The organism is Dyella jiangningensis, from assembly GCF_003264855.1.
In the GTDB taxonomy this organism is placed as follows: Bacteria; Pseudomonadota; Gammaproteobacteria; order Xanthomonadales; family Rhodanobacteraceae; genus Dyella; species Dyella jiangningensis_C.
In genome coordinates this window covers 1,891,313-1,912,062 of the sequence record NZ_NFZS01000001.1, presented here as the reverse complement: position 1 = coordinate 1,912,062, position 20,750 = coordinate 1,891,313, and the positions used below count along the sequence as shown (strand labels likewise).

The following is a 20,750-nucleotide window of genomic DNA, read 5'->3' as shown; positions in this document are numbered from 1 at the left end:
CGTAGGTGTCCGGAAAAGTGCAAAGTGCGTCGATCGATACTAAGGCCTGACGTGGATGCCCCACGCCGCCAGCGACTGTTTCAAGACAGGTATCGCGATGGCACCGGAGTGGAACACGCTGGCTGCAAGCGCGCCGTCCACGTCCGACTGCGCGAAGGCGTCGCGGAAGTGCTCCGACGCGCCAGCGCCACCCGACGCCACCAGCGGCACACGGCACAACGCGCGCACGGCCGACAGCTGCTCCAGGTCGTAACCCTGCCTTACGCCATCGCTGCCCATGCAGTTGAGCACGATTTCGCCGGCGCCGCGCCGCTGCGCTTCCTCGATCCAGTCCAGCGTGCGGCGCGGCAAGGCCTGCGTCCGCGTCGGATCGCCGGTGTACTGGCGCACGCGCCATTCACCGTCCGCATCGCGCAGGCTGTCCACGCCGACCACCACGCACTGCACGCCGAAGGCGGCCGCGAGTTCGTCGATCAGTTCCGGTCGTTCCAGTGCGGGCGAGTTGACGGAGATCTTGTCCGCCCCCGCATGCAGCACGGCCCTCGCCTCTTCCACGCTGCGGATGCCGCCCGCCACGCAAAAGGGGATATCGATGACGCTCGCGACACGCTCGACCCATCCGCGGTCGACGCTGCGCCCTTCGGGGCTGGCGGTGATGTCGTAGAACACCAGTTCGTCCGCGCCCTCGTCGCGATAGCGCAGCGCGAGGTCGACGATTTCGCCCATCACGACGTGATCGCGGAAACGCACGCCCTTGACGACCTTGCCATCGCGCACGTCCAGGCAAGGAATGATGCGGCGACTCAGCATGCCAAGGCCTCCTGCACGGTGAAGCGCCCTTCCAGCAAGGCGCGCCCGAGGATCACGCCCTTTGCGCCGGCCTCGCGTGCGGCGCGGATATCGTCCAGCGAACGCACGCCGCCGGAAGCCTGCACTGCCAGGCTCGGCACCGTGGCCGCCAGGTGGCGATAAAGGTCCAGGTTGAAGCCGGCGAGCATGCCATCGCGATGGATGTCCGTGCACAGCAGGTGTTGCGCACCCTGCGCGGCGTACCACGGCGCCAGCTCATCCAGCGTGCGCGACTCGGTTTCGGTCCAACCCGCACTGGGCAGGCGCCATGCGCCATCCTGCTGCAGCGTATCCAGCGCCAGGGTGATGCGGCCGGCACCGTGGGTCGAAAACCAGCCGACCACGCGCTCCGGCTCGCGGATCGCCAAGCTGCCCACCACGACGCGCGATACGCCCGCGTCGAACAGGCGCTGCACGTCCGCTTCGGAACGAACGCCGCCGCCCGCCTGGATGCGCATGCCGTCGCGCGCGATCGCTTCGATCACGGCGAGGTTTTCCAGGCTACCGCCACGGGCGCCGTCCAGGTCCACCAGGTGCAGCCACTCGGCGCCGGCCTGCGCGTAGCTGCCGGCCTGAGCACGTGGGTCGAAGTCATAGGTGGTCTGCTGCGCGTAGTCGCCCTGTTTCAGGCGTACCACGCGGCCGCCGCGCAGGTCGATGGCGGGAATGACGGTGAAGTTCATAGCTCGAGGAAATTCTTCAGCAGGCGGGCGCCGACCTTGGCCGAACGTTCCGGGTGGAACTGCATGCCATGGAAATTGCCACGCGCGATCACGCAGGCGAACTCGTCGCCGTAATCGGTGGAAGCCAACGCATAGTCGCCCATCGGCACGGCATAGCTGTGAACGAAGTACGCCCAGTCGTCATCGCCCAGGCCATCCAGCAGTGGATGCTCGCGCCGCTGACGCACGCGATTCCATCCCATATGGGGTACGCGCAGGTTCGGCTGCTCCACGAAGCGGCGCACGGTGGCGGGCACGACGCCGAGACATTCGGTATCGCCTTCTTCCGACCGTTCGCACAGCAACTGCATGCCAAGGCAGACGCCGAGCACCGGCTGCGTGAGCGAGCGCATCAGCTCGACCAGCCCCAGCTCGTTCAGGCGCGCCATGCCGGGACCGGCGGCACCCACGCCGGGGAGTATCACCTTGTCCGCCGTGCGGATGGCCTCGGCGTCGGACGTCAACGCGGCCTCGGCCCCGAGGCGCTGCAAGGCGTAACGCACCGATCCAATATTGGTGCCACCTGCATCGACCAGCACCACGCTCATTACAGCGCTCCCTTGGTGCTTGGCAGGTCACTGCCTTCGCGGCGGATGGCCTGGCGCAACGTACGCGCCACTACCTTGAAGCAGGCTTCCACCATGTGGTGCGCATTGTGGCCCTGCACGCTCAGGTGCAGGTTGGCGCCCAGTGTCTCGCACAGCGAGCGGAAGAAATGCGGCACGAGTTCCGTCGGCACGTCACCCACGCGCTCGCGGGGGAACTGTCCTTCGAAGACGAAGTACGGACGTCCGGACAGGTCGAGCGCGGCACTGGCTTGCGACTCATCCATCGGCAACACGAAACCATAGCGGCCGATGCCGCGCTTGTCGCCTAGCGCCTGTCGCAAGGCCTGTCCAAGCGCGAGCGCGCAGTCTTCGATGGTGTGATGCTCGTCGATGTGTGTGTCGCCATCGCAGCCCAGGGCCAGCGCAAAACCGCCGTGCTTGCCGATCTGCTCCAGCATGTGATCGAAGAAACCCAGCCCGGTGTGGATCTGCGGCTCGGCGGTCTTGTCCAGGTTCACGCTGACGGTGATGCGCGTCTCGCGCGTGTTGCGCTCCACCGTCGCCATGCGCGGCGCATCGAGCAACCGGTGCGCGATCTCGTCCCAGGCCAGGCCCTGCGGGCCGACGCGAAAACCGCGCACGCCCATGTTCGCGGCAAACTGAAGGTCGGTTTCGCGATCGCCCACCATCGCCGAGGCCGCACGGCTCCAGCCGTCGTCCGCGAGGTAATGGCGCAACATGCCCACGCCCGGCTTGCGCGTGTCAAGGTTCTCATGCGCAAAGCTGCGGTCGATCAACACCTCGCGCACCTTGATGCCCTGCGAGGAGAGTATGCGCATCAGCAACGCGTGCGGCCCCGCGAAATGCGCTTCGGGGAAGCTGTCGGTGCCGAGACCGTCCTGGTTGGTCACCATCACCAGTTCGTAGCCACTGGCCACGATGCGCTGCAACGCGGCGATCACACCCGGCAGCAGCGCAAACTTCTCGAAGCTGTCGATCTGGAAATCCTCCGGTTCCTCGATGAGGCAACCGTCGCGATCGATGAACAGAATCTTGCGGCTCATGCGTAGATGTCCTGAAGCACGGCGAGCACGCGGTCGTTCTCGCCCTCGGTACCGATGGTGATGCGCAGCGCGTCACCCAGCCCCGGGTAGCGACGCACGTCGCGCACCACGATGCCGGCGGCCAGCAGGCGCTGGTAGACGGTGGCGGGATCGTCCAGCCGCACCGCCAGGAAATTCGCCTGCGACGGCAGCACATCGCGCACGCCAGGCAGTGCCGCCAAGGCCTTGGCCATCCGCTCGCGCTGCTCGCGCACGATGGCGACATGCTTGCGCGCTTGCACCTGGCCTTGCGCCGACAATGCCTGCAGCGCCAACGCCACGCACGGACGTGGAAGCGGGTACGGCGCGATGATGCGACGGAGCAGCGCGATCACCTCTTCATTCGCCAGCAGGGCGCCGATGCGGGCGCCCGCCAGCGCCCACGCCTTCGACAGCGTGCGCAATACGGCCAGGTTGTCATAGCGATCGATCAGCGGCGCCACGCTCGGCGTGTCGGCGAACTCGATATAGGCCTCGTCCGCCACCAGCAGGGCACGCCCCGCGAGCGCCTGCGCGAGGCGCTCCACCTGGGCCAGCGTCACCTTCTGGCCAGTGGGGTTGTTCGGCGTGCACACGAAGACCAGCTTCACCGCCGGCGTCAGCGCAGCCAGCACGGCGTCCACGTCCAGCGAGAAATCATCGGCCAATGGGATCTCCAGCACCGCGGCATTCTGGATACGCGCGGATACCGCATACATGCCGAACGTTGGCGGCTGGATCGCGATGGCGTCCTCGCCGGCACGGCAGAACGCGCGCACCAGCAGGTCGATCGCCTCGTCGCTGCCCCGCCCCACCAGCACCTGCGCCGGACGCACGCCGTAGAGCGCCGCCAGCGCTTCGATCAAGGCGGGCGGCTGCGGATCGGGATAGCGGTTGCAATCGAGCGCATCGTCGCCGGGCGGCGCCCAGGACGATTCGTTGGCGTTGAGCAGGATCGCGCCGCCACTTGCCTCCATGCGCGCTGAGGAATACGGCTGCATCGCGCGGATCTCCGGGCGTGCGAGGTCCACGATGCTCATGCTGCCGTCTCCAGCGCTGCCAGCCGCAGCGTGACGGCCCGGCGATGCGCCTCCAGTTGCTCGGCCGCCGCGAGGGTTGCCGTGCAGGGGCCGATTTCGCGCAACCCGGCCGGCGACAGCTCCTGCACGGTGATCTGCTTCTGGAAGCTCGCCACGGACACGCCGCTGTAACTGCGTGCATAACCGTAGGTCGGCAGCACATGGTTGCTGCCGCTGCAGTAGTCGCCCACCGATTCGGGCGTCCATGCACCAAGGAACACCGAACCGGCGCTGGTCACGGCATCCAGCAGATCACGCGGCTGCTCCGCCTGCACGATCAGGTGTTCGGGCGCGTAACGATTGCTCACCTCCACCGCCTGCGCCAGCGACGACACGGCGATCAGGCGGCTTTGCGACAAGGCCTGCCGGGCGATATCCGCGCGCGGCAGCAAGGCGCACTGCCGCTCCACTTCCGCCTCCACCGCATCCAGCAACGTTGGCGATGGGCTGAGCAGGATCACCTGCGAATCCGGACCATGCTCGGCCTGGGACAGCAGATCGGCGGCGACGAAAGTTGCGTTCGCCTTGTCGTCCGCGATCACCAGGACCTCCGAAGGGCCTGCCGGCATGTCGATGGCGGCGCCGTCCGGATCGGCCGACACCTGCAGCTTCGCCTCGGTCACCCAGGCGTTGCCGGGCCCAAACAGCTTGTCGCACTTGGGCACCGATTCGGTGCCATAGGCCATCGCCGCAATCGCCTGAGCGCCGCCCAGCTTGAACACCTTGTGCACGCCCGTGATGCGCGCCGCGTACAGCACTGCCTCGTCGCAGCGGCCATCGGCACGCGCCGGCGAACACAGCACGACCTCGGTGCAGCCGGCGATGCGTGCGGGCACACCCAACATGAGGGCGGTGGATGGCAAGGGTGCGCTGCCGGCGGGTACATAGAGACCAACGCGATTGATCGCGCGAAGTACGCGCTCGACGCGAACGCCACGGGCCGTGTCCAGCGCCACGGGCTGCGGAGCCGCGACGCGGTGGAACGCCTCGATGCGTGCGGCGGCCTCGTCGATGGCGGCCTTCAAGGTCGGCGCCAGGCGCGCTTCGGCTTCGTCGATTTCCTGCGAGGAAACCTCAATGACGTCGAGCGTACAGCGGTCGTAACGGGCGCTCAGTTCGCGCAAGGCCTGATCACCGTCGGCGCGCACACGCGCGATGATCTGCTCCACGCCGTTGCGCAGCGTCTCGGCGCGCGATTGCGCGGGACGGGCCAGCGCCGCGCGGCGCGCCGCGTTGTCGAGTGCATTCCAATCGAGGCGGTTCATCACGGTCTACCTTTCAGTCCGCCTGCATCACGCAAGCATCTTCTCCACCGGCAGCACGAACATCTCGCGCGCACCGGCCTTCTTGATTTCTTCGAGCTGTCGCCAGCTGACCTCGCCCGCACACAGCGCCTGCAGCATCAACTGGTCCGGCTGACCGGCGACGGGAAGCAAGGTCGGTTGCGGGCCGCCAGGCAGCAGGCGGATCACCGCATCCAGCGCATTGCGCGAGGTCTGCAGTAGCAGGAGCCGTGACTCGCGCACCTGGATCACCCCGTCGAGGCGCTTCAGCAGCAGATCGATCATGTCGCCACGCTCGTCGGTGGGCAGCGCCTCGGGGCCGGCGAGCACGGCCTCGCTCTCCAGCAACACATCGGCTTCGCGCAACTGGTTCGCCACCAGCGTGCCGCCGCTCTGCACGAGATCACAGATGGCATCGGCGGTGCCCAGACGCGGCGCGATTTCCACCGAACCGGCCAACGTCACCACACCGGCATCCACGCCCTGGGTGCGCAGCCATTCGCCCAGCAGGCCCGGATACGACGTGGCGATACGCAAGCCCTGCAACTGCGCCGGCTCGCGATAGTCGAGCTCCTGCGGCACCGCGATGGACAGGCGGCAACGACCGAAGCCCAATGACCGCCATTCGGCCAGCGCCGGCCCTTCGCGCCCGGCGGTGTACTGGAATTCGCTGAGCACGTTGCGGCCCACGATGCCCAGGTCGCACACGCCCTGCGCGATCAACCCGGGAATGTCGTCGTCGCGCACCAGCAGCAGGTCGACGGGCTCGCCCTCGCCGAACAGGAACAGCTTGTCGCGGCTCTGGCGGAACGAGAGCCCGCAACGGTTGAGCAGCTCCAGCGCCGGTTCGGTGAGCCGGCCGGATTTCTGCATCGCTATACGAAGTCGATCCCGCGGTTTCATGCCTTTGCCTTCTTGCTTGTTGCCTTGCCGGCCGCACGGCGACGCGCAGCGCGGGCGGCGGCGGCGAGATAGCCGCCATTGCCCTGATTGAGGAAACGCGCCACACGCCCGATGGTGGTGATGCTCACCGCCGTGCGCTCGTGGATCTCGCGATACGCCACGCCGTCGAGCAGGTACGGCACTACCCGCCAGCGATCGACCAGCACCTCCAGCTCGGCCGGCGTGCACAGGTCGTGCAGGAACGCAGACATCTCCTCGGCGTTCTTCAGCGAGAGCAAAGCCTCGCAGAGACTGAGCTCAGCGGACTCCGCGGGGGTTTCAGGATCGAGCGATCGGCGCTTCATAATGTACTAATGAGTTAATACAATGGAGCGCATCATACGCGACGCGACGCAGCGCAGCAACCGGGCATGCGGAACACCCTGTTGCGCCATCAAGCGAGTGATCCGCAACGACCGCCGTGATTTCCTGCGAATCGCGCAACTGCACTGCGTGGGGACACACACCTTGCGTGTGACAAGCCTATGTAGCCGTAACGCCGATACGCCGCGGCCGCCCACAGGGCGGGCTCCTACAACGGGAATCCGGGCATTCGCCTCTCCTGTAGGAGCGCACCCAGTGCGCGATAAGCCTACGAAGCGGTAACACCGATGCGCCGCGGTCGCCCACTGGGTGGGCTCCTACAACGGGATTCCGGGCATTCGCCTCTCCTGTAGCAGCACACCCAGTGCGCGATAAGCCTACGAAGCGGCAACGCCGATGCGCCGCGGTCGCCCACTGGGTGGACTCCTGCAAGGAAAAAAACGCAGAACGCACCCATTACTGCGCCGGGCACGTATCCATCCTCCCGCCAGACCAGCTATATTAGATAGGTAGCCTACCTATTAAGGTGGAGAGTCCGCGATGTCCCCGATGACTGGCGAGGCCCGCCTGCTGGCCGAAGAACTGCGCACGCCGCTGCGGCGGATCTACCGGCAGCTGCGCCGCGATGCCCACGACGACGGCATCCCGCCTCTGCGCAAGCAGTTGTTGATCGCGATCATCGACCAACCCGGCATCGGCGTCGGCGATCTCGCACGACAGGAGAACCTGCGCAGCCCGACCATCAGCGGCCACATCAACGCGATGGTGGCTGCGGGGCTGGTGGAACGCACCGACGCGGCGTCCGGTGATCGTCGCCGCGTGGGCCTTGTCGCCACCCGCCAAGGAAACGACGCCATCGACGCCCATCGCAAACGGCGCACCGACCGGCTTGCGCAAGCGCTGGCCAATCTTCCCGCCGAGTCGCGGAACGCCATCCGCGCCGCCATTCCGGCCCTGAACGAACTGGATCTATGACGTCCCCACACACCGACACCACCATCGCCCCCACCGAGCGCGAGATACGCCAGGTCTTCATCGGCCTGATCATCATGCTGGCGCTCGGCGCCATCGACCAGAGCATCGTCGCCACCGCCTTGCCGCGCATCGTCAGCGACCTCGGCGGCATCAACCATCTGTCGTGGGTGGTGACCGCGTACGTGCTCGCATCCACCGCGACCATGCCGCTGTACGGCAAGCTCAGCGATCAGTATGGCCGCAAGCCGATGGTCTACGTGGCGGTGATCACTTTCCTGCTCGGCTCGGTGCTGAGCGGCGCCTCGCGCAACCTGGTCGAGCTGATCGTGTTCCGCGCCGTGCAAGGCCTGGGCGCGGGCGGCCTGGTTCCGCTGGCGCAGATCATCATCGGCGACATGCTCACGCCGACCCGCCGCGGCCGCTGGCAGGGCGTGATCGCCGCGATCTTCGCCATCTGCAGCGTGCTGGGCCCATTGCTCGGCGGCGTCATCACTGACCTGCTGTCGTGGCACTGGATCTTCTACATCAACCTGCCCGTGGGCGCGGTAGCCATGGTGATGATCGGTCGCGCCTTGCGGCAATACACGCCGCTGCACGCGCGACGCATCGACTACATCGGCTCGGTGCTGATGACGGTGGCGACGGTCGCCTTCCTGCTGGTGCTGACCCTGGGCGGCTCGACCTGGTCGTGGTTCTCGACGCCGCTCACAGGCATGGCGCTCCTCGCGCTGGTGTGCGGCGTGCTGTTCGTGCACCACGTGCAACATGAGCCGGAACCGGTGCTTCCGCTGGGCCTGTTCCACAACCGGCTGTTCGTCATCGCCAGCTCGGTGATGGCGTTGACCTTCATGGGCCTGATGGGCGCCAGCCTGTTTTTCCCGCTGTTCTTCCAGTTGGTGATGGGCGCGAGCCCGGCCAGGTCCGGCCTGCTGATCGGACCGCTGATGATGGGCATGGCGGCATCGTCGCTGTTCAACGGTCGCGTGCTGCTGCGCGCGGGGCGCTACAAGCCCGCACAGATCACTGGCCTGGCAGCAGCCACGCTGGCGTTTGCCGTGCTGACCTGGGGAGCAGCGACATCGCAGAGCCTGGTGGTGATCGAGCCCGCCATTCTCGCACTGGGTCTCGGCCTTGGACTGGTGATGCCGAACATGACCATCGCCGTGCAGAACGCGTTGGCACCGATCCATCGCGGCGTCGGCACCGCGACGCTGGCGTTCTTCCGCTCACTTGGCGGTCTGGTCGGTGTCGCGGGTTCCGGCGCGATCCTGACATGGCAGCTTCGCGCCCAGGGCGGTGCACCTGGCGTCATGCCCCTGCCCGGCGAGGGCACGGCGGCAACCTTGTCGAATGCAGCGAGTCTCGCGGCGCCGCTTTACCGGCACGCCATCGCCACGACGTTCCTGGTAGGCACCTGCGTGATCGCCTGCGCATTTCTATTGATCCTGCTGATGCCGGAACATCCGTTGCGCGATCATCACCACGCGCCGGCCACCGCGGCCGACTAGAGACCAAGGCAAGGACAGCGATGGAAAGCACCCGCCCTGCACCACTGCAACGACTATCCATCGCCCTGCTGTACGCCGCAGTTGTGGCCTTTGCACTGACCGCCGGCGCGTTGCAGTTCACCCGCACCGATCTCGACCCCATGGCGATGCCGCTCAGCACGTATCTGCGCGGTCCCGGCGGCGCCTGCCTGCGCGGCGCCTACGACCTGATGGCCGCATCCCTTGCCGTGTTCGCGTTCGCGGGCTATCGCGCCACCTTGCGTGCCCAGCGCAGCGCACTGGCCAGCATGCTCTTCATGGTCGCCGCGCTGGCCTTGCCGGTCGTGGCCCATACCGTGCTGTTCGAGAACACGGCGCAGGAAAACCTTGCGCGACTGCTGCATGGCCTGGCGGCACAGGCCACCTTCCTTTGCCTGGTCATGGGCATGCTGCTGTGGTCGTCGCGCTGGCAGCGAGAGGAAGGCGTACGCAAACGGCGAGCCGGCGTGGTGCTTGCCTGGCTCGCCTTCGTGCAGATGTGGATGCTGGCGCTGTGGAAAGGCCTGCCGCCCGGCCTCATGCAGAAGCTGCTGATCGTGCTCATCCTGCTGTGGCTGGGATGGGCGGCTTCGTAGCTAAGGCGTGGGCGGCGGCGAGGTTGAATCGCGCACTGGGTGCGCTCCTACAGATGTGGGTGCTGGCGATGTGGAGGGATTTTGCCGCCCGGCCTCGCGCAGCATCTGGTGATCGTGCTCATCCTGCTGTGGCTGGTGGATGGCTGGCAGACACGGCGCGGACTGTGGCGAGGTTGAATCGCGCACTGGGTGCGCTCCTACAAGGAAAATGTAATGTAGGAGCGCGTCCGGTACGGCTCGCCCTTATGCGGTGAACACACGCTGGCGCACCAGCTCGCACACCGTGCGCACGTCACCATCCATCGCGCGGTCGCGCGCCATGAAACCGATGTGCTCGCGCAGGACATCGTGCGCCTTGCGCACGGCTTCGCCCGCGTGGAAGTCGCCCACGCTCGCCAGCGCCTGGGTCAGCTGCTGCACTTCGGCGACGAACTGCGCGTAATGCGGATGACCTTCGCGCGGTGCGTTGGACACCTTGCCCGCCAATGCCTGCCAGTCGCCACGCGATGCCAGGCGACACGCCGCGTTGAGCATGGCCTGACGGAAATCGAGCGCCTGCGCCGCGGTGTAGAGCTCCAGCGAGATCACGTGGCCGAGGTCTTCCATCATCTCCAGCACGTGGCGCGCCTCGTTGGCGCCCATGGACACGTGGTCTTCCGCGTTCGCACTGGTCGGCACCGAGTACACGCTGGCCGGATGCGCGCGCGTGGCGAGGTCGTTCACCAGCGCTGCAGCGGTGTACTGCACGATCATGAAGCCCGAATCGGTGCCGTCTTCATTGCCGGTAAGGAAGGCCGGCAGGCCGTCGTTGGTGGCCGGATCGACCAGCTTGTTGAGGCGACGCTCGGAGATGGAAGCGAGCACCGGGATCGCCGCCTTCACATAGCTCATCGCCAGCGCCAGCGGCATGCCATGGAAATGGCCCGCGGAGATGACCTGCTCTTCGATGAACTGCGCGTTCTCGGCGTCAGGGAAGATCAGCGGATTGTCGGTAACAGCGTTGAGCTCGATGTCGATCACGCGGCAGGCCTGTGCCCAGGCATCGCGCACCGCGCCATGCACCTGCGGCATGCAGCGCAGGCAGTACGCGTCCTGCGGCTGGTGCTTCTTGCCGCCCCTGAACGGCAGGAAGCGCGCGTAGAACGCCTCGCGGCCATGCCGCTGGTTGGCGGGCACCCAATCCCAGCCGATGTCGAAGGTGAGCGCCTGGTCGGCCGCATCGGTCCACGAGTCGGCCGTCCATTGCTTGAAGCGCGGCACCAGGTGATAGGGAATGTCCACCAGCGTGCTGCCTTCGAGCAGATCGCGCACATGGGCGGCCGTATCCACCTGTCCGGGATGCGGGCGCAAGGCGTGTACCTCGGGGCGCAGCGCGCCGCTGCGTCCGGCGAACGCATCGAGCGTCATCGCGGCGGCGAGATCCGCCAGCTCGAGCAGATGCTCCAGGTCGTCCAGTGCCAGCGCGCCCGTGGCGAGCATCTGCGCCGTGCCGTTGTTGAGCGCGAGGCCCTCCTTGAACGACAGGCGGATGGGCGACAGGCCCGCGCGCTTCAGCGCTTCGGCGCCCGGCAGTCGCTCGCCCTGGTAGAACGCCTCGCCACCACCCAGCAACACGATGGCCAGATGCGAAAGCGGCGCAAGATCGCCGCTGGCGCCCACCGAGCCCTTCTCCGGCACCACCGGCACGATGTCGGCATTGAGCATCGCGGTGAGTGCCTTCAGCGTCTCCACGCGAATACCCGAGTGGCCACGCATCAGCGTGTTGATGCGGATCACCAGCATCGCGCGCACCACGTCCGGCGCGAACGGCTTGCCCACGCACACCGCGTGCGTGGTGATGAGGTTGTGCTGCAGTTCTTCCAGCAGCGTGCCTTCCGGCTTGTCGGGGTTGCCACCCGGCAGTTCATCACGCAGGCGATGCGCGCCCAGCAGCTTGTCGGCATTGCTGCCGAAACCCGTGGTGACGCCGTAGGTCGGCTCGCCGCAGCTCACCTTGTCGGCAAGGAAATCCGCCGCGCGCTGCACGCGCTTGAGCTGCGTTTCATCCAGCGCCACGCGCAGGCCCTGGCGCGCCACGGCCACCAGTTGCTCGCGGGTGAGGCTGTTGCCGTCCAGGAGTATCGTCTTTGCGGTCATGCCTTGCTCCAGCCCGGACGGGCCATCTGTTGAGGTGGTGCGGCCGCGCCCAGCCGGCGCGGCCTTCGCTTCAAGCGCGACGGATCAGCGACCGATTTCGGCCTGCGCCAGTTCCACGCGCAGCGACTTGATCAACTCGGCGCGCGATACCTCGAACTGGTCTTCGCGACGCAGGTCCTTCACGGTGACCACGCCCTTGGCGATCTCGTCCTCGCCCAGCACGACCACGAAGCGGATGCCCGCGCGATCGGCGTATTTGAACTGCTTGCCGAGCTTGCCGCCTTCCAGCACGACTTCGGTGGCGATGCCTGCCGAGCGCAGCTCGTTGGCGAGAGCGAGGTAAGCCGGCATCTGCGCCGCGTCCATTTGCGTCACCAGCACGTCGACCGTGCTTTGGCTGGTAGCGATCAGCCCGGCATCGCGCAGCTGCCAGTAAAGTCGCGTGAGGCCAATGGAAATGCCCACGCCCGGCAGCTTCGACTTGGTGTACTGGCTGGCCAGGTTTTCGTAGCGGCCGCCCGAACAGATCGAACCGATCTGCGGATGATCGTTGAGCGTGGTCTCGTAGACGGTGCCGGTGTAGTAGTCCAGGCCGCGCGCGATCGACAGGTTCAGCACGTAGTGCGTTTCCGGCACGCCGAAGTCGCGGATCAGGCCGAGCACTTCCTTCAGTTCAGCGCGGCCCTGCTCCATCGATTCGGGGCCGGAGCCCAGCGCGTCGAGCTTGTCGAACGCATCCTGCAGCGAGGTTGAGCGCACCTGCACGAAGTCGAGGATTTTCTGCGCCACCTCGGCACTCAGGCCGAACTGCTCGCCGGTAAGCGTGTCGCGCACGTAGTCGGCGCCGCGCTTGTCGAGCTTGTCCACTTCGCGCAGCACCAGCGTCTGCTGCTCGCCATCGGTGACACCCAGGCTTTCGAAGAAGCCACGCATCAGCTTGCGGTTGTTGAGCTGGATGGTGAACGCACCGATGTTGAGTTCGCGGAACACGCTGTAGATCACCGCGGGAAGCTCGGCGTCATAGCGGACCGACAGGCCGTCCTTGCCGATCACGTCGATGTCGCACTGGTAGAACTCGCGGAAGCGGCCGCGCTGGGCGCGCTCGCCGCGGTACACGCGCTGCATCTGGTAGCGGCGGAACGGGAACGACAGGTCGTGCTCGTGTTCGGCCACGTAGCGGGCCAGCGGCACGGTGAGGTCGAAGCGCAGCGCCAGCTCGGGCTTCTCGCCCTGCTCCAGCGCGCCGGTGGACTGCACGAAATAGACCTGGCGCTCCGTCTCGCCGCCGGTCTTGGTCAGCAGCACGTCAGAGTATTCGATCACCGGCGTCTCGACCGGCAGGAAACCAAAGCGCTCATAGTTGCGGCGGATCACGTCGAGCATGCGCTGGAACGCGATCTGGTCGAGCGGCAGCAGCTCGAGCACGCCGGGCATGGTACGGGCCGGGGTAAGCGCCATGAAATCCTCTGCTAAACGATGAGAAAAGCGTCGGGAAACCGCCAGATGGCGATGGGTCCGACAGAGCCGTATAGGTTAGCAGAAGGCCGCCCTGGAGCCTCTGCCGAACGACCCTGGAAAGGCACTCCGGACCGCATGACGAAAAAATTTCACAATCCTGTTGCCAAGGTCCGGGAAGGTCATTAAGATACGCGGCTCCCACGGGGTGTAGCTCAGCCTGGTAGAGCGCTACGTTCGGGACGTAGAAGTCGCATGTTCGAATCATGTCACCCCGACCAAAGATTCGATGAAAAAGCCGGCCTTGTGCCGGCTTTTTTGTTGCCTGTTTTTGCAAGACGCCACCTGTAGGAGCGCACCCAGTGCGCGAAAAGCCTACGAAGCTGTGCCGCCGAAACTCCGCGGTCGCGCACTGGGTGCGCTCCTACAGTTGAAGCCTGCAGGTGAAGCAGGTGCTTCAGCGGTTCGGCAAAAACAGCGCAAGCCGCGCACCCTGCGGGTCACGCAACATCGCGTAACGCCCGATGCCGGGAATGTCCTTCGGTGTCGTGGTGATGTCTGCGCCCAAGGATCCTGGCTTCGCCGCACTCGCATCGGCATGCGGCCGCGAAGCGGCCCCGTCAGCTCTGCAGCGCCAGCTCGGTCAGGCGGTCGAGCTCTTCATGGTCGAAGCCGGCTTCCAGGCGTGCCGGACGGTTGAACGGGCCGCGCAGGTTGCGGCCCATGTAGTCGCGCAGCAAGTCGAGGAAGGTCTCGCGCGGGTCGAGGCCATCGCGTTCGCAGCAATGGCGGAACCAGCGTGTACCGGCTGCGACATGCGCCACTTCTTCGCGCAGGATGACTTCGAGGATGGCCACCGTGCGCTCGTCACCCACGGAAAGCAGGCGATCGATCATGCCCGGGGTAACGTCGAGTCCTCGCGCCTCCAGCACCCGCGGTACCAGCGCCATGCGCGCGGTGTCGTGGTGTGCGGTCTTCTCTGCCATTTCCCACAGGCCGTTGTGGGCGTCGAAGTCGCCATAGGCGTGGCCGAGTTCGGCGAGGCGCCCGGACAGCATGGCGAAATGGCGTGCCTCGTCGTGCGCGCAACTGGCCCAGTCACGGTAATACTCGAGCGGCTTGTCGCGGAAGCGATAGACCGCATCCCAGGCAAGATTTATCGCGTTGAATTCGATATGCGCCACGGCATGCACCAACGCGGCGCGACCTTCCGCCGTGCCGAGGCCGCGATGCGGCACCTGCCGTTGGGGCACGAGTTGCGGACGGTCCGGCCGGCCGGGTGCTCCGATGGGTTCGGGCGCCGGCGACGACGCTGTGGGATGAAGCTCGCCGGCGAGGAAAGCTTCCCACGTCGCGTGCGTCAGGCGCAGCTTTTCCGACGGATCGGTGGCGTCGAGGCAGCGCTTGGCGGCGGCGTGGAGGTCGGCGGTCATGGCGCGAGATAGCTCTACTGTAGGAGCGCACCCAGTGCGCGATAGCCTCACGGAGCGGATATACCGCCGCCCTGCGGTCGCGCACTGGGTGCGCTCCTACAGTATTTGACTCTTGCGATCAGGCGCTGCGGCGCGCGGCCTTGGCGTCGTCCGAGCGCAGCATCTCGATCTGCTGGAGGTACTGCTGCTCGAGGCCAGTGACGTACTCGCCCGAGAAGCAGGACGCATCGAAATGCGTCAACGACTCGTTGCCATCCTGCACCGCCCACACCAGGTCCTTGAGATCCTGGTAGATCAGCCAGTCGGCGCCGAGCATCTTCTCCACTTCCTTCTCGGTGTGGCCGGCGGCCACCAGTTCGGAGGCGGCCGGCATGTCGATGCCGTACACGTTCGGGTAGCGCACCGGCGGCGCGGCGGAGGCGAAGAACACGTTCCTGGCGCCGGCGTCGCGGGCCATCTGGATGATCTGGCGCGAGGTGGTGCCGCGCACGATGGAGTCGTCCACCAGCAGCACGTTCTTCTTGCGGAATTCCAGCTCCACCGGATTGAGCTTGCGGCGCACCGATTTCACGCGCTCGCCCTGCCCCGGCATGATGAAGGTGCGACCGATATAGCGGTTCTTGACGAAGCCTTCGCGGAACGGCACGCCCAGCGCCTCGGCCAACGCGGAGGCAGCGGTGCGCGCGGTATCGGGGATCGGGATCACCGCGTCGATGCCGTGGTCGGGACGTTCGCGCAGGATCTTCTCGGCCAGTTTCTGGCCCATGCGCAGGCGAGCCTTGTAGACCGACACGTTCTCGATCATCGAGTCCGGGCGGGCCAGGTACACGTATTCGAAGATGCACGGCGCGTGCGTCGCGCCATCAGCGCAGTGGCGCGCGAACAACTGGCCGTCGTCGGTGATGAACACCGCCTCGCCCGGCTCCACGTCGCGCAGGCGCTTGAAGCCGAGGATGTCGAGCGCAACCGACTCGGAGGCCACCGCATATTCGCGGCCTTCGGCGGTGACGCGCTCGCCCAGCACCAGCGGACGGATGCCGTTGGGATCGCGGAACGCCAGCAGGCCGTAGCCCAGCAGCAGCGCGATGCAGGCGTAACCGCCGCGGGCGCGCTGGTGCACGCCGGCCACGGCCTTGAAGATGTGGTCGGGCGTCAACGCCATGCGGTCCTGGATCTGCAGCTCGTGCGCGAGCACGTTCAGCAGCACTTCGGAGTCCGAATCGGTGTTGATGTGGCGGCGATCGTCCTCGAACATCTCGCGCCGCAGCGTTTCGGTGTTGATGAGGTTGCCGTTGTGCGCGAAGGCGATGCCGTAGGGCGAGTTCACGTAGAACGGCTGCGCCTCGGACGAACCTTCCGAACCGGCCGTGGGGTAGCGGCAGTGGCCGATGCCGATGCGGCCGCGCAGGCCGGTCATCGAGCTCTGGCTGAACACGTCGCGCACCAGGCCGTTGCCCTTGTGCAGGCGCAGCCGGGCGCCGTCCACCGTGGCGATGCCGGCGGCGTCCTGCCCGCGGTGCTGCAACACGGTCAGGCCGTCATAGAGTGACGCGGCGACCTCGCTGGTGCCGACGATGCCGATGATTCCGCACATGGTTGAAAGCCCGTAATTAGTGAGTCGTTGCCGGAGCGGCCGTGGATGCGGCCGCCGGATGGGTCTGGTGCCCGGTCGCTGGTGAAGCGCCCGGTGCTCCCGCCGGCAAGGCGGGCAAATGGTCCAGCAAGGCTGGAGGATTGAGGTAATGGCGGACACTATCCGGCACCCTCTCTCCCAGCCACGCAGCCATTCCCTTGAACTGCGGCAGTAACGCCGATTCGTTCCACCACGGGTCCCGCGTGAACGCGGTAAACCCGAGCAGGAACACCGCAAGCGTCACCAGCAACACGCCGCGGACGAACCCGAACACCATGCCCAGCAGGCGATCGGTACCGGACAATCCGGTGCCCTCGATCAGCTTGCTGACCAGGAAGCGCAACAGCGCCCCGGCAATCAGCACGGCAAGAAAACAGATGCCGTATCCCACCAGGATCCGCGCCGACGGCAGCTGGATGCTGTGTTCGAAATACCCGGCCACGCTGGGACCGAACGTCCACGCCACCCAGAACGCCGCGACCCAGATCGCCAGCGCCAACACCTCGGAAATGAGGCCACGCCACAGCCCGATCAAGACCGAGAGGGCCAGCACCGCGAGAATGATGTAGTCGGCCCAATTCACCGGGTCAGCGTCTCGATGGATTCAGGTTCACGGAGCGCTGACAACGTTGCCGTCCACGCCCATCTTGGTCTTGATCTCATCGCGGATGCGGACCGCATCGGCGCGCTGGGTCTGCGGGCCGGCGCGCACGCGCCACAGCTGCTTGCCGCTTGCGTTCACCGTATCCACGTAGCCGTCGAAACCGTTCGCACGCAGCTTGTCGCGCAGCGCATTGGCGTCGGCCTGGCTGCCCATCGCGGCGATCTGCACGGCCCAACCGCCCGGCTTGGAACTGCCCGCGGCCGGCGTGGCGGCAGTCGAACCGGCGGGCTTGGCGGCCGGAGCCGGATCGTCCTGGGTCGGCGTGCTGGCGCTGCTCTCAAGATGAGCCGGCGCGCCCGGAATGGTCTGGGTGATCTTCAGGCGGGCCGCTTCAGCCGCAGCGCGCGACTCGAACGGACCGGCGGTCACCAGGGTGAGCTGCTTGCCGCCCTGGCTGATGCTGCGGCCCGAAGCCGGGTAGCCCAGTCCGCGCACGCGCTGAATGAGGCTCTGCGCGCTGGCGCTCGACGCATAGGCGCTGAGATTGAGCGAGTACTGGCCGTGGGCAGCCGTTGCCGGCGGCGCGGCGGGCGTCGCCGACGGAATTGCCGCCATGGAAGCGGTCGTCTTGGCGGGGGCGGCGGTCGTGTCCGCCTTGCCCTGCGCCGGAATCACCGGCTGCGACGCGCTCGAGCCCGGCCGGGTGACCGTGGTCGGCTCGGGCTTCTGGCCGGCGGTGGGATCGGTTTCCACATCCTTGGGACGATTGGAAGCGATATTCACCGTAGCGAGCTGGTCGGACGTGCCCACCGGCGCCGCGGTCGGCGCGGGCGTCGGCGTCTGCACGGCCGGCTTGGGCGCGGCCGATGCGGCGGAAGCCGGGGTCGCACCAGGCGTCAGGCTCATGGTCTTGGTCTGCAGATCGCGATCGGGCGCCGGCGGAATCGCCAGGCTGACCGTTTCATCGCCACTCGTGCTGGGCGGATTGCTGGAGAAGAGCATCGGCACGATCAGTACAGCCAGTGCGATGAGCACGGCAGCGCCCAGCAGACGTGTTTTCAAGACAGGCTCCAAACGACAGGGGTGCGGGAACGGGCGCGATTATACCTGCCCCGCCCGCTGTTCAGGCCGAAAGCGGACCTTTCGATTCAGCAAGCACCGCGGAGGCAACGAAGAACGAGCCGAAAGCAAGCACGCGTTCGCCGGCGCGGGCCGTGGCGCGAGCGGCCGACAACGCCGAACGCACATCTTCGTGGATGTCGTAGCGCGCCTTGGGCAGCGCCAGCAGCAGCTGATCCAGCAACACGCTGGAAGGCAGGCCACGTGGCGTGTCCTTCTCGAGTCCCGCCAGATGCCAGTGATCGATGCGCGAACCCAGCGCGCGGATCACGCCGCCCACGTCCTTGTCCGACAGCGCGCCGTAGACCGCGTGCACGCGCCCACCCGGATGGGCATCCAGCCATTCCGCCAATGCACGGGCAGCCTGGGGGTTGTGCCCGACGTCCACCACCAAGGCAGGATCGCCGCCCAGCGATTGCAGGCGGGCCGCCACGTGGACCGTTCGAAGTCCAGCGGCAGCGATCGTCTCCAGATTGATGGCAGCAGCGGCCTCATCGCTTGCCTGCAGCGCATGAATCGCCGCGACGGCGGCGGCGGCGTTGGCGTATTGCACCGGCGCGGCCAGTGCGGGATCGGGCAGTTGCATGTCGGTGCCGTCGACGTGGGCCCAGCGCCAGCCGCGTTCGGCAAGGTGTTCCACGGAAAAATCCACGCCAGCGCGTTGCACCTGCGCGCCGATACGCTGCAGGGCGTCGAGCAGCCCCTTCGGTGGCTCGGTCTCACCGACGATGGCCGGCCGATCCGCGCGCGCAATCCCGGCCTTCTCGACGCCGATGCTGTCGCGATCGGGCCCCAGCCAATCCATATGGTCCAGGTCGACCGTGGTGATGATGGAGATATCCGCGTCGATGATGTTCACCGCATCCAGGCGACCACCCAGCCCCACTTCCAGCACGGCGACGTCCAGGTTGGCGCGAGCGAACAGATCCAATGCGGCGAGCGTGCCGAACTCGAAATAGGTCAACGGGATCTCGCCACGTGCCGCTTCGATGCGTTCGAAGCTGGCGATCAGCGCGTCATCCGATGCGTCCACGCCCTCGATGCGCACGCGCTCGCGGTAGTGCAGCAGATGCGGCGAGGTATAGCAGCCGACGCGCTGGCCCGCCGCGGCAAGCATGCTTTCCAGCAGCGCCACGGTGGAGCCCTTGCCGTTGGTGCCGCCGACCGTGATCACGCGCCGGGCCGGTGCGGGCGCCCCCATGGCCTGCCATACGGCGCGCACGCGATCGAGGCCGAGCTCGATGCTGCGCACGTTCACGCGTTCCTGATAGGCCAGCCATTCGTCGAGGGTGCGAGTCATGCGGAGGAATTCGTCAGATCGGCATTGAGGGGGCGCAGCCAGAAACGCAGGCGATGAGCCGAGGGCTCCACCGCGTCGATCTCGGTCCAGTCCAGCGTGCAGAACATGTCGTCCTGGCGCCGGTAGCCGCGCTTGGTCCAGAACGGGTCATTGGCGCGGTGATCGAGTGGGCGTCGGGGGTCGTTCGGCGCGCGCTCCACCGCGCAGAATGCCGTCCAGCGGAAACCACCCTGGTGCCGCGCATGCGATTCGCGCAGGTCGAAGAAGCGATGGCCGATGCCCTGCCCGCGGTACGCCGGCAGCAACACCGATTCGCCGAAGTAGAACACTTCGTTGAGCAACATGCCTCGCTCCACGAAAGGCTGCTGGATAGCCGCCACCTCGTCCGCCAACGGGATGCCGGTCGAGCAGCCGACGACTTCGTCGCCATCCAGCGCCAGCACGAACACGCTGCGTCGCGAGCGTGCATAGGCTTCGAGGTAACGATGCTCGTACGACATGTCGCCGTCGTACAGATAGGGATAGTCGCGGAACACACTTATGCGCAGCCGTGCCAGCGCATCCAGGTACGGACGCACTCCTTGTCCCATGCTGGCAATGACGCGGACGGTCATCGATCAGGCGCCCGTCACCTGGGCGATCCAGTCCTGCAGGTTGTAATAGTTGGTGACACGCGCAATGCGGCCGTCGCGGATGTCGAAGAACGCGCCGCCCGGCAGCACGTAACGCTGGCCACGCGCCGGCGGCAGGCCTTCGTCGTCGGCCAGGTATTCGCCGTGCACCACGTATTCGGCCGCGACGCGGCTGCCGTCGGCGTTGGCCATCACGCTGATGTCGCGCAGCCGTTCGCGATAGCAGCGGTTCATGCGCCCGAGGAAACGGCGGAACGTATCCAGCCCGGTCTCGCGATGTCCCTGGTTGATGTCGTGCGCCACGTCCTCGGCGAGATGGCCCAGCATGGCCTCCCAGTCGCCGCGGTTGAAGGCGTCGTAGTAACTCTCGATGAGGGCGATGCTGGTCGGCATGGCGGCATCCGGCGGTAAATCGGGTCACACAGCTTAAAGCATGGCTGCCCCGCGACGCAGTGCCGTCCCTTCGCACGAGGCGCGCTGCCACGGCTGGCCGCCAGATGCCGGAAGCTGCC

Annotated in this window: 20 protein-coding genes and 1 tRNA gene; 4 read left to right on the top strand and 17 right to left on the bottom strand. The window is 66.7% G+C overall.

From position 1 onward, the window contains the following. Positions 1 to 39: 39 nt before the first annotated feature. From hisF to CA260_RS08530, 8 genes are read right to left on the bottom strand one after another with little or no spacing between them, the layout of a single operon-like run. A complete protein-coding gene (gene hisF, locus CA260_RS08565; RefSeq protein WP_111982303.1) occupies positions 40 to 810 on the bottom strand; it encodes an imidazole glycerol phosphate synthase subunit HisF in 771 nt (256 codons plus the stop codon). Further along, complete coding sequence (hisA, locus tag CA260_RS08560) at positions 804 to 1,532, bottom strand: 1-(5-phosphoribosyl)-5-[(5-phosphoribosylamino)methylideneamino]imidazole-4-carboxamide isomerase (RefSeq protein ID WP_111982302.1); 729 nt, start codon at positions 1,530 to 1,532, stop codon at positions 804 to 806. Before hisA ends, hisF begins: the two co-directional genes overlap by 7 nt. Then, positions 1,529 to 2,119: an imidazole glycerol phosphate synthase subunit HisH gene (gene hisH / locus CA260_RS08555; RefSeq protein WP_111982301.1), complete on the bottom strand. Its 591-nt coding sequence runs from the start codon at positions 2,117 to 2,119 to the stop codon at positions 1,529 to 1,531. The genes hisA and hisH overlap by 4 nt, the downstream gene beginning before the upstream one ends. Further along, positions 2,119 to 3,183, bottom strand: a complete 1,065-nt coding sequence (hisB, locus tag CA260_RS08550) for a bifunctional histidinol-phosphatase/imidazoleglycerol-phosphate dehydratase HisB (protein ID WP_111982300.1) — start codon at positions 3,181 to 3,183, stop codon at positions 2,119 to 2,121. The genes hisH and hisB overlap by 1 nt, the downstream gene beginning before the upstream one ends. Beyond that, on the bottom strand, positions 3,180 to 4,241 hold the full coding sequence (hisC, locus tag CA260_RS08545; protein ID WP_111982299.1) for a histidinol-phosphate transaminase: 1,062 nt from the start codon (positions 4,239 to 4,241) through the stop codon (positions 3,180 to 3,182). The genes hisB and hisC overlap by 4 nt, the downstream gene beginning before the upstream one ends. Next, entirely contained in the window at positions 4,238 to 5,545 is a 1,308-nt protein-coding gene (gene hisD / locus CA260_RS08540) for a histidinol dehydrogenase (RefSeq protein ID WP_111982298.1), read from the bottom strand. Before hisD ends, hisC begins: the two co-directional genes overlap by 4 nt. 27 nt (positions 5,546 to 5,572) lie before the next feature. Further along, positions 5,573 to 6,466, bottom strand: a complete 894-nt coding sequence (gene hisG / locus CA260_RS08535) for an ATP phosphoribosyltransferase (RefSeq protein ID WP_111982297.1) — start codon at positions 6,464 to 6,466, stop codon at positions 5,573 to 5,575. Continuing rightward, positions 6,463 to 6,810 (bottom strand): YerC/YecD family TrpR-related protein, encoded by a 348-nt coding sequence (locus tag CA260_RS08530; protein WP_111982296.1) that lies wholly within the window; start codon positions 6,808 to 6,810, stop codon positions 6,463 to 6,465. The genes hisG and CA260_RS08530 overlap by 4 nt, the downstream gene beginning before the upstream one ends. A gap of 559 nt (positions 6,811 to 7,369) precedes the next feature. Here CA260_RS08530 and CA260_RS08525 point away from each other — a divergent pair. From CA260_RS08525 to CA260_RS08515, 3 genes are read left to right on the top strand one after another with little or no spacing between them, the layout of a single operon-like run. Further along, positions 7,370 to 7,804: a MarR family winged helix-turn-helix transcriptional regulator gene (locus CA260_RS08525; RefSeq protein WP_111982295.1), complete on the top strand. Its 435-nt coding sequence runs from the start codon at positions 7,370 to 7,372 to the stop codon at positions 7,802 to 7,804. Next, positions 7,801 to 9,312 carry an MDR family MFS transporter gene (locus tag CA260_RS08520; RefSeq protein ID WP_111982294.1) on the top strand — a complete coding sequence of 504 codons (1,512 nt, stop codon included), beginning with the start codon at positions 7,801 to 7,803 and terminating at the stop codon, positions 9,310 to 9,312. Before CA260_RS08525 ends, CA260_RS08520 begins: the two co-directional genes overlap by 4 nt. A 20-nt stretch (positions 9,313 to 9,332) precedes the next feature. Beyond that, positions 9,333 to 9,926, top strand: coding sequence for a DUF998 domain-containing protein (locus CA260_RS08515; RefSeq protein WP_111982293.1), 594 nt, complete (start codon positions 9,333 to 9,335; stop codon positions 9,924 to 9,926). A gap of 243 nt (positions 9,927 to 10,169) precedes the next feature. Here CA260_RS08515 and CA260_RS08510 read toward each other — a convergent pair whose 3' ends face one another. Both CA260_RS08510 and hisS read right to left on the bottom strand, forming a co-directional pair. After that, the gene (locus tag CA260_RS08510; RefSeq protein WP_111982292.1) at positions 10,170 to 12,062 is read right to left on the bottom strand and encodes an HAL/PAL/TAL family ammonia-lyase; all 1,893 of its coding nucleotides are present in this window, start codon (positions 12,060 to 12,062) and stop codon (positions 10,170 to 10,172) included. 84 nt (positions 12,063 to 12,146) lie between these two features. Then, positions 12,147 to 13,520, bottom strand: coding sequence for a histidine--tRNA ligase (hisS, locus tag CA260_RS08505; RefSeq protein WP_111982291.1), 1,374 nt, complete (start codon positions 13,518 to 13,520; stop codon positions 12,147 to 12,149). A gap of 201 nt (positions 13,521 to 13,721) precedes the next feature. Here hisS and CA260_RS08500 point away from each other — a divergent pair. Then, positions 13,722 to 13,798 (top strand) — tRNA-Pro (locus CA260_RS08500). Positions 13,799 to 14,137: 339 nt separating this feature from the next. Here CA260_RS08500 and CA260_RS08495 read toward each other — a convergent pair. From CA260_RS08495 to CA260_RS08465, 7 genes are all read right to left on the bottom strand, one after another. Beyond that, a complete protein-coding gene (locus CA260_RS08495) occupies positions 14,138 to 14,950 on the bottom strand; it encodes a ferritin-like domain-containing protein (protein WP_111982290.1) in 813 nt (270 codons plus the stop codon). A 118-nt stretch (positions 14,951 to 15,068) separates the two neighbouring features. Continuing rightward, positions 15,069 to 16,544 (bottom strand): amidophosphoribosyltransferase, encoded by a 1,476-nt coding sequence (gene purF / locus CA260_RS08490; RefSeq protein ID WP_111982289.1) that lies wholly within the window; start codon positions 16,542 to 16,544, stop codon positions 15,069 to 15,071. A gap of 16 nt (positions 16,545 to 16,560) precedes the next feature. Beyond that, positions 16,561 to 17,166 (bottom strand): CvpA family protein, encoded by a 606-nt coding sequence (locus tag CA260_RS08485; RefSeq protein ID WP_111982288.1) that lies wholly within the window; start codon positions 17,164 to 17,166, stop codon positions 16,561 to 16,563. A gap of 27 nt (positions 17,167 to 17,193) precedes the next feature. Further along, positions 17,194 to 18,249 carry an SPOR domain-containing protein gene (locus CA260_RS08480; RefSeq protein WP_111982287.1) on the bottom strand — a complete coding sequence of 352 codons (1,056 nt, stop codon included), beginning with the start codon at positions 18,247 to 18,249 and terminating at the stop codon, positions 17,194 to 17,196. Between the two features lie 61 nt (positions 18,250 to 18,310). After that, the gene (folC, locus tag CA260_RS08475; protein WP_111982286.1) at positions 18,311 to 19,606 is read right to left on the bottom strand and encodes a bifunctional tetrahydrofolate synthase/dihydrofolate synthase; all 1,296 of its coding nucleotides are present in this window, start codon (positions 19,604 to 19,606) and stop codon (positions 18,311 to 18,313) included. Continuing rightward, entirely contained in the window at positions 19,603 to 20,220 is a 618-nt protein-coding gene (locus CA260_RS08470) for a GNAT family N-acetyltransferase (protein WP_111982285.1), read from the bottom strand. The genes folC and CA260_RS08470 overlap by 4 nt, the downstream gene beginning before the upstream one ends. A 3-nt stretch (positions 20,221 to 20,223) precedes the next feature. Beyond that, positions 20,224 to 20,631 (bottom strand): ketosteroid isomerase-related protein, encoded by a 408-nt coding sequence (locus CA260_RS08465; protein ID WP_111982284.1) that lies wholly within the window; start codon positions 20,629 to 20,631, stop codon positions 20,224 to 20,226. Positions 20,632 to 20,750: the final 119 nt, after the last annotated feature.

Coding starts and splice junctions, on each gene's coding strand:
- hisF (WP_111982303.1), bottom strand. CDS start 810: ATGCTGAGTCGCCGCATCATTCCTTGCCTGGACGTGCGCGATGGCAAG.
- hisA (WP_111982302.1), bottom strand. CDS start 1,532: ATGAACTTCACCGTCATTCCCGCCATCGACCTGCGCGGCGGCCGCGTG.
- hisH (WP_111982301.1), bottom strand. CDS start 2,119: ATGAGCGTGGTGCTGGTCGATGCAGGTGGCACCAATATTGGATCGGTG.
- hisB (WP_111982300.1), bottom strand. CDS start 3,183: ATGAGCCGCAAGATTCTGTTCATCGATCGCGACGGTTGCCTCATCGAG.
- hisC (WP_111982299.1), bottom strand. CDS start 4,241: ATGAGCATCGTGGACCTCGCACGCCCGGAGATCCGCGCGATGCAGCCG.
- hisD (WP_111982298.1), bottom strand. CDS start 5,545: ATGAACCGCCTCGATTGGAATGCACTCGACAACGCGGCGCGCCGCGCG.
- hisG (WP_111982297.1), bottom strand. CDS start 6,466: ATGAAACCGCGGGATCGACTTCGTATAGCGATGCAGAAATCCGGCCGG.
- CA260_RS08530 (WP_111982296.1), bottom strand. CDS start 6,810: ATGAAGCGCCGATCGCTCGATCCTGAAACCCCCGCGGAGTCCGCTGAG.
- CA260_RS08525 (WP_111982295.1), top strand. CDS start 7,370: ATGTCCCCGATGACTGGCGAGGCCCGCCTGCTGGCCGAAGAACTGCGC.
- CA260_RS08520 (WP_111982294.1), top strand. CDS start 7,801: ATGACGTCCCCACACACCGACACCACCATCGCCCCCACCGAGCGCGAG.
- CA260_RS08515 (WP_111982293.1), top strand. CDS start 9,333: ATGGAAAGCACCCGCCCTGCACCACTGCAACGACTATCCATCGCCCTG.
- CA260_RS08510 (WP_111982292.1), bottom strand. CDS start 12,062: ATGACCGCAAAGACGATACTCCTGGACGGCAACAGCCTCACCCGCGAG.
- hisS (WP_111982291.1), bottom strand. CDS start 13,520: ATGGCGCTTACCCCGGCCCGTACCATGCCCGGCGTGCTCGAGCTGCTG.
- CA260_RS08495 (WP_111982290.1), bottom strand. CDS start 14,950: ATGACCGCCGACCTCCACGCCGCCGCCAAGCGCTGCCTCGACGCCACC.
- purF (WP_111982289.1), bottom strand. CDS start 16,544: ATGTGCGGAATCATCGGCATCGTCGGCACCAGCGAGGTCGCCGCGTCA.
- folC (WP_111982286.1), bottom strand. CDS start 19,606: ATGACTCGCACCCTCGACGAATGGCTGGCCTATCAGGAACGCGTGAAC.
- CA260_RS08470 (WP_111982285.1), bottom strand. CDS start 20,220: ATGACCGTCCGCGTCATTGCCAGCATGGGACAAGGAGTGCGTCCGTAC.
- CA260_RS08465 (WP_111982284.1), bottom strand. CDS start 20,631: ATGCCGACCAGCATCGCCCTCATCGAGAGTTACTACGACGCCTTCAAC.